At 59.4% G+C, this 12027-nt stretch carries 13 protein-coding genes and 1 tRNA gene; 8 read left to right on the forward strand and 6 right to left on the reverse strand.

The window, feature by feature from the left end; genetic code table 11:
- Positions 1-100 precede the first annotated feature (100 nt).
- Positions 101-292 (reverse strand): hypothetical protein, encoded by a 192-nt coding sequence (locus IG616_RS02960; protein WP_192146210.1) that lies wholly within the window; start codon positions 290-292, stop codon positions 101-103.
- A 163-nt stretch (positions 293-455) separates the two neighbouring features.
- Between IG616_RS02960 and IG616_RS02965 the strand changes: the two genes are divergently transcribed.
- The 3 genes from IG616_RS02965 (at position 456) to IG616_RS02975 (ending at position 1451) form a co-directional block, all read left to right on the forward strand.
- Complete coding sequence (locus IG616_RS02965) at positions 456-725, forward strand: glycine zipper domain-containing protein (protein ID WP_073012479.1); 270 nt, start codon at positions 456-458, stop codon at positions 723-725.
- A gap of 45 nt (positions 726-770) precedes the next feature.
- Positions 771-1040 carry a glycine zipper domain-containing protein gene (locus IG616_RS02970; protein ID WP_192146212.1) on the forward strand — a complete coding sequence of 90 codons (270 nt, stop codon included), beginning with the start codon at positions 771-773 and terminating at the stop codon, positions 1038-1040.
- Between the two features lie 123 nt (positions 1041-1163).
- Positions 1164-1451: a hypothetical protein gene (locus tag IG616_RS02975; protein WP_192146214.1), complete on the forward strand. Its 288-nt coding sequence runs from the start codon at positions 1164-1166 to the stop codon at positions 1449-1451.
- Positions 1452-1550: 99 nt separating this feature from the next.
- On the opposite strand, the gene ald is transcribed toward IG616_RS02975, so the two are convergent.
- On the reverse strand, positions 1551-2669 hold the full coding sequence (gene ald / locus IG616_RS02980) for an alanine dehydrogenase (protein WP_192146216.1): 1119 nt from the start codon (positions 2667-2669) through the stop codon (positions 1551-1553).
- A 163-nt stretch (positions 2670-2832) separates the two neighbouring features.
- On the opposite strand from ald, the gene IG616_RS02985 reads away from it, so the two are divergent.
- Entirely contained in the window at positions 2833-3306 is a 474-nt protein-coding gene (locus IG616_RS02985; RefSeq protein WP_192146218.1) for an Lrp/AsnC family transcriptional regulator, read from the forward strand.
- A gap of 101 nt (positions 3307-3407) precedes the next feature.
- A complete protein-coding gene (locus tag IG616_RS02990) occupies positions 3408-4283 on the forward strand; it encodes an SMP-30/gluconolactonase/LRE family protein (RefSeq protein ID WP_192146220.1) in 876 nt (291 codons plus the stop codon).
- Between the two features lie 19 nt (positions 4284-4302).
- Here the strand turns inward: IG616_RS02990 and IG616_RS02995 are convergent, their stop codons facing one another.
- The 3 genes from IG616_RS02995 to IG616_RS03005 form a co-directional block, all read right to left on the reverse strand.
- Positions 4303-4941 carry a hypothetical protein gene (locus IG616_RS02995; protein WP_192146222.1) on the reverse strand — a complete coding sequence of 213 codons (639 nt, stop codon included), beginning with the start codon at positions 4939-4941 and terminating at the stop codon, positions 4303-4305.
- Positions 4942-5026: 85 nt separating this feature from the next.
- Positions 5027-5251 (reverse strand): RebB family R body protein, encoded by a 225-nt coding sequence (locus IG616_RS03000; protein WP_073012494.1) that lies wholly within the window; start codon positions 5249-5251, stop codon positions 5027-5029.
- Between the two features lie 105 nt (positions 5252-5356).
- Positions 5357-6013 (reverse strand): RNA polymerase sigma factor, encoded by a 657-nt coding sequence (locus tag IG616_RS03005; protein ID WP_209007240.1) that lies wholly within the window; start codon positions 6011-6013, stop codon positions 5357-5359.
- Between the two features lie 470 nt (positions 6014-6483).
- On the opposite strand from IG616_RS03005, the gene IG616_RS03010 reads away from it, so the two are divergent.
- A complete protein-coding gene (locus tag IG616_RS03010; protein WP_192146224.1) occupies positions 6484-8490 on the forward strand; it encodes an acyltransferase family protein in 2007 nt (668 codons plus the stop codon).
- A gap of 85 nt (positions 8491-8575) precedes the next feature.
- Here the strand turns inward: IG616_RS03010 and IG616_RS03015 are convergent.
- Positions 8576-8651, reverse strand: a tRNA-Lys gene (locus IG616_RS03015).
- Between the two features lie 684 nt (positions 8652-9335).
- Between IG616_RS03015 and IG616_RS03020 the strand changes: the two genes are divergently transcribed.
- Both IG616_RS03020 and ilvN read left to right on the forward strand, forming a co-directional pair.
- Complete coding sequence (locus IG616_RS03020) at positions 9336-11111, forward strand: acetolactate synthase 3 large subunit (RefSeq protein ID WP_192146226.1); 1776 nt, start codon at positions 9336-9338, stop codon at positions 11109-11111.
- A 13-nt stretch (positions 11112-11124) separates the two neighbouring features.
- Positions 11125-11700 carry an acetolactate synthase small subunit gene (gene ilvN / locus IG616_RS03025; RefSeq protein ID WP_192146233.1) on the forward strand — a complete coding sequence of 192 codons (576 nt, stop codon included), beginning with the start codon at positions 11125-11127 and terminating at the stop codon, positions 11698-11700.
- Positions 11701-12027 lie beyond the last annotated feature (327 nt).

Genomic DNA, 12027 nt, shown 5'->3' on the forward strand with positions numbered 1-12027 from the left:
GCTTAGCGCCCGGAAGCAAGAAAGCCGCACAAGGGTTTGAATATCTTACTTTTATTCGCCTCAAACCAGAAAACCACAGATACATTCAGCCTCGAAAAGCTCAATTGCCCCGGTTCAGATCATGTGTGGTTTCAGGAGCTGGAAGCTCGGACCTCTCACCTTTCCCCTTGTCCAGCGTTGCGTCCACCATGTCTGCTTCAGTGCTTCTTTTGCACCTGAAGTCGAAAAATCCTGTTGTTTCTAATGCGCTGCAGCCATTGACCGCCGTCTTTTCGCCCATATAACTCATCATAGAACATCCTGCGGAATGAGCTCCTTCCCTTGGGAGATTGCGAAGACCTGAAAACAACATTACGCTTGGGAGGTTTCCGGCATTGGGCGAAACAAAGATGTTGCTGCCGGCAGGGTTTGGGTAAATTGAGACAACGATTCCTGGGCTTTAGGAGAGTGTAATTATGAAGAAACTCATCGTTGTGGCCGCGAGCGCCCTGCTTTTGACGGCCTGCCAGTCTGACAGCCAGCGTGATCGCGCCCTTGTCGGTGGCGGCCTTGGCGCCGCAACCGGCGCCGCCATCGGCGCGGCAACCGGCAATGGCGTTGGCGGTGCTCTCGTGGGCGCGGCCATCGGTGGAGCAGGCGGCGCAATCGTCGGCTCCGCGACCACCCCGAAGAACTGCGTGGCCTATGACCGTTATGGCCGTCCGTACCGGGTTGCGTGCCCGTAAGACCGGCGCTTTGCCCTTTTTAGTTTATTCCAGTGAGGAAACAGCATGAAGAAGCTTTTGATGATCGGCGCCGCCGCCCTTTTCCTGGCGGGCTGCCAGTCTGACAGCCAGCGTGACCGCGCGCTCGTCGGCGGCGGCCTTGGCGCCGCAACCGGTGCGGCCATTGGCGCGGCAACCGGCAACGGCGTTGGCGGAGCTCTCGTGGGCGCGGCCATCGGTGGAGCAGGCGGCGCGATCGTCGGGTCCGCAACCACACCGAAAAACTGCACGGCCTATGATCAGTATGGCCGCCCCTATGCGGTTCCCTGCCCATAAGAGGGCACACCTGACCAGGCAGGTCCGGATCATCCCGGACCTGTCAAGGACAACAGGTCTTCAAACGGCGGTTTCCGCGCTAGAATTGCCCAGTGATTCGATCAGATTCGACAGGAGAATCGGATGAGCCGGGTAAGGTTCTGTGCGGCGGCCGCCGTTTTTATGTCTTTGGCGCTCAGCGGCTGTGCAAGTAACACGGACAGCCAGCGTGACCGCATGCTGATTGGCGGCGGACTGGGCGCAGCGACAGGCGCTGTCGTCGGGGCCGCAGCGGGGTCGACCGCGGGAGCCGCCCTCGCGGGTGCTGCAATCGGGGCGGTAGGCGGTGGCCTGATTGGCATTGTGACGACGCCACGCAACTGTATTGCCCATGACAAGGACGGGACGCCTTATCAGGTGCACTGCCCGTAAAGACTTTTCATCCTACAGGTTCTAAAAACCCCGCTTCAAAAGCGTAAGGGCGGATCCAGCTGGACCCGCCCTTAGTTGATTTAGCGACTTGAAGGCCTGTCAGTTTTTGAGGGCAACTTCCGGGGCAACATAGTCATACCCCAAAGCGGTCGCGACTGCCTCGCACGTGACATGACCCTTGTGGACGTTCAGCCCCGGCAGGAACAGCGGGTCTTCCAGAAGCGCCCGCACCGCTCCCTTGTTCGCGAGTGCAAGTGCAAAAGGCAGCGTGGCATTGTTGAGAGCATAGGTGGACGTGCGCGGGACAGCGCCCGGCATGTTGGCCACGCAGTAATGGACAACACCATCAACCACGTAAGTCGGGTCGGAATGGGTGGTGGCCTTCGAGGTCTCGAAGCAGCCGCCCTGGTCAATTGCAACGTCCACCAGCACCGAACCCGGCTGCATGCGGGCAATCATATCGCGGGTCACCAGCTTGGGAGCAGCCGCGCCGGCAACAAGCACTGCACCAATGACGATGTCGGATTCCAGAACATATTTTTCCAGCGAAGCCTTGGTGGAATAAACCGTCCGGAGTGCGGGGCCAAAGGTGCTCGACAGCGCCGCCAGAACATTGACATTCCGGTCCAGAACCGTGACTTCCGCCCCAAGGCCCAGCGCCATGGTGATGGCATGCGCGCCAACGACGCCGCCGCCGATCACAGTCACCTTGCCTGGTGCAACTCCTGGGACGCCACCGATCAGCACGCCCGATCCGCCAGCTTCCTTCTCCAGCGCCTTGGCGCCTGCGATCACTGACAGACGTCCTGCCACCTGAGACATGGGAGCCAGAAGCGGCAGGCCGCCGTTTGCTCCAAGAACCGTTTCGTAAGCAACACAAGTTGCCCCGGACTTGACCAGGTCTGCGGTCTGCTCGGCATCCGGTGCCAGGTGCAGGTAGGTGAAGAGAATATGATCCGGACGAAGCATCGCACGCTCAACCGCCTGCGGCTCCTTCACCTTCACGATCATCTCGGCGGTGTCGAAAACCTCCTTTGCGGTCCCGAGAACCTTTGCGCCGGCGGCTTCATAGGAGGCATCGCCAGCACCAATTCCGGCGCCTGCATTCGTTTCAACGCAGACCTGATGACCATGCGCCACCAATTCCCTTACGCTATCAGGTGTCATCCCGACGCGATATTCGTGATTCTTGATTTCCTTCGGTACACCGATGCGCATAGGAATTCCCCTGTCTGGCGGCCTTATAGCCTTCTTGAAATGACGGGAGAATATTATCCGGATAGCTGTCGAATTTTATTGCCTTCTAAGCGCCGGAAACTCATTCTTTGCAAGATAATTGTGCTAGATGCCATTTTAACTGAATTTTCCACCAGGAGCACAAATGAAGCTCGACCGCATTGACCGTAAGATCTTGGATGTTCTGCAACAGGACGGGCGGATTGCGAATGCAGATCTTGCTGAGAAGGTCGGTCTCTCCGCCTCGGCCTGCCTGCGCCGGATGCGCGCCCTGGAAGAGAGCGGCATCATAGACAGATATGTGGCGCTTCTCGATCAGCGCAAGCTCGGCCGGCGCATGGACGTTTTCGTCGAGATTTCTCTGGTGGGCCAATCCAATGAGGTTCTTGAGGACTTCGAACGGGCGGTCACCCGCTCCGCGGAAATCATGGAGTGCTACCTCATGGCAGGCGACGCGGATTATATGCTGCGCGTCACCGCCGCCGATCCGAATGATTTTGAGCGTATCCACAGAGAACACCTGGCAAGATTGCCCGGTGTTCTGCGAATGAAATCGTCCTTCGCAATCCGCCCGATTGTCCGCAAAACCGCGTTTCCGATGCGGGATCCCAAGGACTGAACCGGACTATCCACTGGCTGCACAAGCGTGTCGACGCCTCAGACCCGGCACGGTATAGTCCCTCACAACTATTGCGACCACCACGACCGGAGACCTCAAGGGTGCCTTTCCAGATCTCGCGCCTCATCGAGCCGACCTATAAGCTTGCCGAATGCCCGACCTGGGATGAAACCACCGGAACCCTGTACTGGACCGACATTCAGGGATGCACAATCCAGGCGATGGATTGGAAAAGCCGTGAAATCAGAACCTACCGTTTCGAAAATGAAGTCGGTTCCTTTGGCCTGACAGATGACAGCCGGCTGATCGTTTCTGTCTGGGACAATGTTATTCTGTTCGATCCCGGAACCGGGGCGCAGGAGGTCTTGGCGGAAGTGGAGCCGGACTTGCCCGTGACTCGCCTGAATGACGGTAAGATTGGCCCGGACGGCGCCTACTGGGTCGGCACCATGGACACGTCCAGCCCACGCGAACCGATTGCAAGCCTTTACCGGATTGACGGGACAGGACGGGTCGACAGCATCCGCGACGGACTGCAGGTCTCCAATGGCCTGGCCTGGTCGCCCGACGGCACCATCATGTACCATTCAGACTCCAGCCCCGGCTGGATCGAAGCCTATAGCTTTGAACCTGCAACCGGCGCGCTCGGTGCAAAGATGCTGTTTGCGCAACAGACCAACGAAACTGGCCGCCCGGATGGGGCGACAGTGGACGCAGATGGCAACTACTGGAGCGCAGGTGTGTCGGCGGGACTTCTAAACTGCTTTGCCCCAGATGGCAGCCTGCTTCATGCCATCCCCGTCCCGGCCCCAAAGCCGACGATGCCCTGCTTTTGCGGTCCGGAGCTGGACCAGCTCGTTTTGACCAGCCTGCAGCCGGGGGGAGAGCCGGAAGGCAGCCTCTCCGGAAGCCTCTTTCTCATCGAGGGGCATCAGACCAAGGGCCTTCCAACCTACCGGTTCAAGACCCGGCCCTGATGGGGCTGACACACGGCCATTAGCTTGACTTTAGATCCGAGATCACGGTCTTGGCGGATGTTCCAGCTGTTGTACTGACGTTTCCGAAAACGGTCACGGCCTGGTTCACCATGTTCTGGATATCCTCCATGAACGGGATTTCCTTGATCGTGGAGGCAGGCTGCGGGCCCTCCGCCGCCTTCTTGATGGCCACGGCCTGGGCCGCAACAGCAATCTGCATGATTGCGTTCATGTAGTTCTTTGCATCCTGCACGGCCATCCCCGCGGTTTGACTGACCATAATTTCCGGCGGCGTGAACGCAACGTTGTCTGCATAGTTGCTCGTCTCCGTGTTAGAAAACTGCACCGCCTGAACCACCTGCTGGTTGAGAGCCGAAACATTCGGCGTCGGAGCCTTGGCTGCCAGTGCAGCGCGTGGGCTTCCTGGTATCTGGGCGGTCTTCTGGGACATGGCTGCCGCAGTCTGCTTCTGGTCGCCATTGCGGGCGGCGTTTCCAGCTTGTGCCCCGGCCTGCGCTCCTGCCTGTCCAGCAACCTGGCCTGCTGCCTGCCCAGCACCAGCCGGAGAAGTCTTGGGAGCCGTCTCACCAGGCGAGGAATTGCCGCCATCCCCGGCACCGGGCGCGGAACGCGCGCCAAACCAGCCACTCAATCCCATGGTCCGTCTCCTTGTGATACTCGCAGGACGCAATCATCCTGATGATGGCAGACAACAGGCCCAGCCCGTCTTCCTGCCCGAACTGTTATTCGCCGATATCCATGATCAACTGACAGGCTTTGGACACGACCGCTGTCGTGATCTGGTTCATCGCCTGCTGACTGTGGACGGCATTTTGAATCGAAAGTCCCGAGGCATGGCTTGCGACCTGGTACAGGGCCGCAATCGCTTGTGCCGGTGCTTCGGCAACCACTTTAACGTTGGTCTGGGTGACGGCGTCCGTAATCTGGGAATTGACATTATCGGCCATGGTCTCGTCCTGTCCTTTTCGCAGCCGGGCGCACATCCGGCGTGGGGCAACGGCAAAGACAGGGCACTCACGCACTCATGCACCTGTCCGCCACTCAGAGACGCGTCACCCCGCCGCGCGTGAAAGACGTTTCAGACTTTTTTCCCGCAAACATCCTTCAGGGACATTGCAGGTTTCCCCCTCCCCCAGCGCCTGCCGCAACCGCTCCCTGAGATGTTGCACCCGTTTGCGCGCTAGCGGCTCCGAAATGGCAAGCCGCTCTGCAATATCCCGGTAGCTTTGCTCCTCACAAAACCTGAGGCGGAAGACCTTTCGTAACTCTGGAGGCAGGGCATTCACTACATGGACCACTGCCCGCAGCGTATCCTGATGACGCAAGAGGTTCTCCTGATCCGGCTGATTGTTGGACAGGGAACTCTCGTGATCGATGTAGACATCGGCCCCGAAATCCCGAACCTGCCGTTCCGACTGCACCCTGCGCATGCGGGAGATATGCTCATTCTTCATCGCAAACAGCAGGAAGGCGCGCGGCTCACGAATCTCCGTGTCGTTCCTCTCCACGTGAGCGACGGCCTTTACCAGCGTGGAGGACAAGAGATCCTCCGCATCCTCCCGGTTGCCGCGGGTCAGACGGAGGGCGCGCCGTCTGAGCACGGCCGCATCCTCGATCCAGCTCATCCAGATGCCAGCCGCTGACGGTATCCCGCCATTTTCCGGTCCATCTCTGTCGGTCACGAAGTCCTCCCGGTCCCGCAAGGTCATCCTGTTTCCTTTACCGGAGAAGACGCTGACCTCATCGCGATGTGAATAAATTCTTGGACCGGATTTCAGCAGCATCGGAGCGACCCTCATCATCTCAAGCGGCGGAACAACACGACCGGTGCAACAGAGAAAAACCCATTGCATCAAACCACCCGCCGCCAGGTACAACCTGAAACACAACCATTCTCAGGCTAATTGCACATACGATCTAATACAATTAAAAAGTGTTAAGTTTGACCAAAAATCACCCCAACTGGTTGCAATGCAGATCAAGGCTGGAGATCCGGCTGTACTGGTCTGGCGCACAGGCGTGGACACCGCTTTGCCACCATTCTATTGTCACGCGTGAAAGAGAGGGGGCCTGCCGCCCCGAAGTGGAAAGACGTGACGACCCGACACCGCCAAACCGGCCAGCTGATTCATGGTGAGGACCGGCAATCTTTCCCTCTCTCAAGGTGCCCAGCACGCACATGAGCGCGCCGTCCTCCCCCGCCTTCCGGCAAGACCTTCAGGGCTTGCGGGCTTTTGCCGTCCTCGGTGTCCTGCTGTTCCACTTCGGCGTTCCCGGCACGGAGGGAGGCTACGCGGGTGTCGATCTCTTTTTCGTTCTGTCAGGTTTTCTGATCACGTCGATCCTGACCCGCCGGACGGAACCGTATCTGTCCTGGAGCGACCAGGCAGCCTTCATCCTGCGGTTTCTGGCCAAACGCCTCTGGCGCATTGCCCCTGCGATGACGGCCGTTGCCATGGCGACCTGCGCCGCGGGCTGGTTCATCCTGACGCCGGAGGATTTCATCTCACTCGGGAAAGAAGCCTTTGCCGCCATCACCTTCTGGCCAAACCTCTATTTCAACGCGGAAGCAGACTATTTCGCCACCGCCTCTGCCTACCGTCCGCTGCTGCATACGTGGTCGCTTGGGGTAGAGATGCAGTTCTATCTGCTCTGGCCCCTCGTCCTGACCGCAATTCGCCTACTGCCTGGCAGACGCCAGAGCTATGCCGTATTGCTGCTGCTCGCGCTCAGCTTCATCGCCTGCCAGATCCTGACCTTTGCCGACCCAAGTGTTGCCTTCTACAATCCCGGCCCGCGCCTTTGGGAGTTCCTGATCGGAGCTCTTGCCGCCTGGCACGTCATGCCACCCAGAACGGAGCTGGCGGCCGGCAGCAAGTGGCAGCAGGCAGGAGACTGGATTGCCCTGCTCACCCTTCTGGCAACACCGGCTCTCTTTGGTCCAGCAACCCTCTGGCCCGCCCCCTCCGCCTTGCTGCCCTGCCTTGCTGCCGGGTGGCTGATTTCCAGGCCCGTCAAAACCAGGCTGGTTCAATCCCTACTGGAAAACCGGCTTGCCGGCGTGATCGGAACCCTGTCCTACAGCCTCTATCTCGTTCACTGGCCGCTGGTGGTGTTCTCCAACACCCTGTTCTTTCCAGAGCCATCCTTTACTCTGCGCATGGCGCTGCTTGCGGCCTGTATTCCCCTCAGCGCGCTTCTATATGTCCTGATCGAGCGGCCCATGCGCACGCTCGGCGCTGCTCCGGGCCTTCCTCCTTTGAAGCTTGGCGGAGTTGCTGCCTGGGGAGGCGCCATCACGCTCTGCCTTCTGCTTGCCTCCAGCAACGGCTTGCCGGGGCGCTGGAAGACCGGAGATCTGGTTGCGCTGACCAAGGCTGAGCGCAACCCGGAAGTCTCTGACCCCGTTTGCGGCGGCACCGGAACTTCCCTGCTCTGCGAGAAAGGCGCGGCCGGCGGCATCGCCTTGTGGGGCGATTCCCATGCAGCGGCGCTGGAAGAAACAATGAAGTCCTGGGCAGAAGAGACTGGGACGCATTTCCGAGCCTTTATCGGCTATGGCTGCCCGCCGCTTCCCGGTGCCTATTTGCGGAACACTCCGGTCTCGCTGCCGAAATCCAAATGCCTGCGCAACGGCACTCCGGTGCTTGAAGCCATTCTGGCGGACGACAAGATCGGCACCGTCATCTTGAGCGCGCGGTGGGTCTGGTATTTCACAGGCACACGCAATGGCCCGGATCGCGGCGGACCGGTCTATCTGACGGAAGACAAGTGGACCTTGGCCAGCAAGACCGGAAATCGCGCGGTTTTCGAAGCATCCCTCAAAGAACTTGCAAAGGCGCTGCAGGCCGCAGGCAAGAAAATCATCCTCTTGCAGCCCGTTCCGGAGTTCACCTTTGACCCGGTGCGCTGCTATCAGGCCGAGCTACTGGGACGTGAGGCCCATGGAACCTGCAGGATGGAAAAAGCGGAGGCAGAAAAACGCCAGGACGAGACAAATCGCTTTTTCGCCAGCCTCGCCGCGGAAAATAGTGCCGTTCATCTGATCCAGCCTGACCCGGTCTTCTGCAGGGACACCACCTGCAGCCCTGTGCTGGACGGACGAATGGCCTATCAGGACGACGACCACGTCAACCGGATTGGCGCGGCTGCCCTGCTGCCCCTTCTGATTCAGGCCGCCGAATAAGCCTGCTCACGGTCCTGCAAAGCAGCAAAGGAAACAGACCACCGCGAGTGGTAGTTTGTAATTATTTTTCAAAAAGAGGAGGAAGTGGTGGGTGCACGGGGATTCGAACCCAGGACCGTCTGATTAAGAGTCAGATGCTCTACCAACTGAGCTATACACCCACATCCGCATTTGGCGGAGAGACCGCCGCGCCGCAACGCGTCGATGGGCGGTGTATATAATCGCCTTTCCGGGAACGCAATCCCTTTCCCGATTTTTTTCCGGGCTAATTTCTTCCTGGCCTCCAACTTCCGGAAAAATCATTGGAGTTCCCTGCAATTTCAAGTATCTGGAAGATGCCTATCCCCTTGGGGATAACCGGCAGGAAATCAGTCAGGGTAATTTTCAAAAAGCCCTCCGCCAAAATTTGTAACTTTTGCAATTTTGGTCTTGACCACATCCAATCCCCTGACTAGGTTGCGACGCATTCAAGGTGGGTGGAAACACACCGCCGTCACTCACTCCTTATCTGCTGTCCGGCAGATAAGGATTTTCAGGTATCAGGGAAACAGAACGGCCATGGCCCGCACTGCTCTCATTCTAGTAGTAGGAAAGCGCACCGCCGGAATGGGTTGACCCATTCGGAACAGGCTGGTGCGCACACAAGCTCCCGACGGGGGCTTTTTTTGTATCTCCAGCCTGCCCTTTTGCCAGACCGGCGCAAGCCGGGCACGACAACCGGCCCGCACCCCAAGGCTTCCGGAGAGAAGCTTTAGGGCGCGGGCCAAAGCCCCGCCGGAAAAGCCGGCAACGTGAGAAAGCTAGCTTGGGATGCCCCCAAGACCGAAAAGCAAGGAACCTCGAGAATGACACGGGAGATGACCGGCGCCGAGATGGTGATCCAGGCGCTGAAAGACCAGGGAGTTGATACGGTATTCGGCTACCCGGGCGGCGCAGTGCTTCCCATCTACGACGAAATCATTCAGCAGGACGGCCTTGAGCATATTCTTGTGCGCCACGAGCAGGGTGCCGGTCATGCCGCCGAAGGCTATGCCCGCTCGACCGGCAAGCCAGGCGTCGTTCTCGTCACCTCGGGCCCCGGCGCGACCAACATGGTCACCGCGCTTGCCGATGCCATGATGGACAGCATTCCGCTTGTCTGCATCACCGGTCAGACCGCAACGCACCTGATCGGCACAGACGCCTTCCAGGAATGCGACACCGTCGGCATCACGCGCCCCTGCACCAAGCACAATTGGCTGGTCCGCAACGTCGACGATCTCGCCCGCATTCTCCATGAAGCCTTCTATGTCGCGACCTCCGGCCGTCCGGGCCCGGTCGTCGTCGACATTCCGAAGGACGTCCAGTTCGCCACCGGCACCTATCACGGCCCGACGGCCAACCCGTCCGCAGCACACAAGAGCTACCGGCCACAGCTGAAGGGAGATGCCCAGGCAATCCGTGCCGCTGTCGAACTGATGGCAAGCGCCAGGAAGCCCGTGTTCTACACCGGCGGCGGCGTCATCAACTCCGGCCCGCAGGCCACCCAGCTTCTGCGCGAGCTGGTCAGCCTGACCGGGTTCCCGATCACGTCCACTCTAATGGGCCTCGGCGCCTATCCGGCCAGCGGTGACAACTGGCTCGGCATGCTGGGCATGCACGGCACCTATGAAGCCAACATGACCATGCATGACTGCGATGTCATGGTCTGCATTGGCGCCCGCTTCGATGACCGCATCACCGGCCGTCTGGATGCCTTCGCACCTCACGCCACCAAGATCCACATCGACATCGACCCCTCTTCCATCAACAAGAACGTCAAGGTCGACCTGCCGATCATCGGTGACGTCGCCCATGTTCTGGAAGACATGGTCCGCATTTGGCGAACCTCTTCGCTGAAGGCGGATCCGGCTGCGATGAAGGCCTGGTGGGAGCAGATCAACCACTGGCGCGCGCGCAACTCGCTGGCCTACAAGCCGAACAGCGACATCATCATGCCGCAATATGCGATCCAGCGCCTTTATGAGCTGACCAAAAACCGCAAGACATTCATCTCGACCGAAGTTGGTCAACACCAGATGTGGGCGGCCCAGTTCTATGGCTTCGAAGCTCCGAACCATTGGCTGACCTCCGGCGGCCTCGGCACCATGGGCTATGGCCTGCCGGCTGCCATCGGCGCGCAGGTTGCCCACCGCGACGCGCTCTGCATCGACATTGCTGGCGATGCCTCGATCCTGATGAACATTCAGGAAATGTCGACCGCCGTTCAGTTCGGCCTGCCGGTCAAGGTGTTCATCCTGAACAACCAGTACATGGGCATGGTGCGCCAGTGGCAGCAGCTCCTGCATGGCAACCGCCTGTCCCATTCCTACACCGACAGCCTGCCGGACTTCGTCAAGCTGGCCGATGCCTATGGCGGGGTCGGCTTCCGGGTGGAAAAGCCGGGCGATCTGGATGGTGCCATTGAGGAAATGATCGCGGTCGACAAGCCGGTGCTGTTTGACTGCCGCGTGGCGAACCTCGCCAACTGCTTCCCGATGATCCCCTCGGGCAAGGCGCACAATGAAATGCTGCTTCCGGACGAGGCCACCGATGAAGCCGTGGCCAATGCCATCGACGATGCTGGCCGCACTCTGGTGTAAGGACGACAGGACCATGAACGCAAAGCTAAACCCCACCGCGCCGTCCGTCTATTTCATGGCCGACGTCAGCGACAAGGTCGAAACTCACACCCTATCGGTGCTCGTCGACAACGAGCCGGGTGTTCTCGCCCGGGTCATCGGCCTCTTCTCCGGCCGGGGCTACAACATCGACAGCCTGACCGTGTCGGAAACCGAGCATGAGCGGCACCTGTCGCGCATCACCATCGTCACAACCGGAACGCCGATGGTGATCGAGCAGATCCGCCACCAGCTGGACCGTCTGGTGCCTGTCCACCGGGTGACGGACCTGACCGTGGAAGCCCAGCTGGCCAATCAGGACAAGCCGCTCGAGCGCGAACTGGCTTTGGTCAAGGTAGCAGGCAATGGCGAGAACCGTCTGGAAGCCCTGCGCCTGGGAGATGCCTTCCGCGCCACCGTGATCGATGCCACGACGGAGCATTTCGTCTTTGAGATCACGGGCCGCACCTCCAAGATCGAGCAGTTCATCAACATCATGAAACCGCTCGGCCTTGTCGAAGTCTCCCGCACCGGCGTCGCCGCCCTGCAAAGGGGCGCTGAAGGGCTGTAAGGTCGTCACAAAAGGCCTGAAAACAAGCGAAGCCCGCTGTGAGCCTTCACAGCGGGCTTCTTCTTTTGGCCACAAGCGCATTCTCTCCTTGCTCCGCCTCACGTCGGTACATCCTTTTCCTCATACGCCAGAGCTCGTACACAGGCTTCACAGTGTCTTGCGCGGATATCTTGTGATTGTCACGGCGGGCAAGCCGAAGAGTGCCGTCGCGGTTTCCTGCCCGGAATTGCGATCATCATATCGGCAAAGCCTATCCAAAGATCGGTCACGGGCAGTCAAATGCATTCATTTTTGCAGTCATTTATTGTATGATCTGACGCACAGATG

The organism is Roseibium litorale, assembly GCF_014842915.1.
In the GTDB taxonomy this organism is placed as follows: Bacteria; Pseudomonadota; Alphaproteobacteria; order Rhizobiales; family Stappiaceae; genus Roseibium; species Roseibium litorale.

Excerpts from the sequence above, each read along its gene's own strand:
- IG616_RS02960 (WP_192146210.1), bottom strand. The coding sequence starts at position 292 with ATGATGAGTTATATGGGCGAAAAGACGGCGGTCAATGGCTGCAGCGCA.
- IG616_RS02965 (WP_073012479.1), top strand. The coding sequence starts at position 456 with ATGAAGAAACTCATCGTTGTGGCCGCGAGCGCCCTGCTTTTGACGGCC.
- IG616_RS02970 (WP_192146212.1), top strand. The coding sequence starts at position 771 with ATGAAGAAGCTTTTGATGATCGGCGCCGCCGCCCTTTTCCTGGCGGGC.
- IG616_RS02975 (WP_192146214.1), top strand. The coding sequence starts at position 1,164 with ATGAGCCGGGTAAGGTTCTGTGCGGCGGCCGCCGTTTTTATGTCTTTG.
- ald (WP_192146216.1), bottom strand. The coding sequence starts at position 2,669 with ATGCGCATCGGTGTACCGAAGGAAATCAAGAATCACGAATATCGCGTC.
- IG616_RS02985 (WP_192146218.1), top strand. The coding sequence starts at position 2,833 with ATGAAGCTCGACCGCATTGACCGTAAGATCTTGGATGTTCTGCAACAG.
- IG616_RS02995 (WP_192146222.1), bottom strand. The coding sequence starts at position 4,941 with ATGGGATTGAGTGGCTGGTTTGGCGCGCGTTCCGCGCCCGGTGCCGGG.
- IG616_RS03000 (WP_073012494.1), bottom strand. The coding sequence starts at position 5,251 with ATGGCCGATAATGTCAATTCCCAGATTACGGACGCCGTCACCCAGACC.
- IG616_RS03005 (WP_209007240.1), bottom strand. The coding sequence starts at position 6,013 with ATGACCTTGCGGGACCGGGAGGACTTCGTGACCGACAGAGATGGACCG.
- IG616_RS03010 (WP_192146224.1), top strand. The coding sequence starts at position 6,484 with ATGAGCGCGCCGTCCTCCCCCGCCTTCCGGCAAGACCTTCAGGGCTTG.
- IG616_RS03020 (WP_192146226.1), top strand. The coding sequence starts at position 9,336 with ATGACACGGGAGATGACCGGCGCCGAGATGGTGATCCAGGCGCTGAAA.
- ilvN (WP_192146233.1), top strand. The coding sequence starts at position 11,125 with ATGAACGCAAAGCTAAACCCCACCGCGCCGTCCGTCTATTTCATGGCC.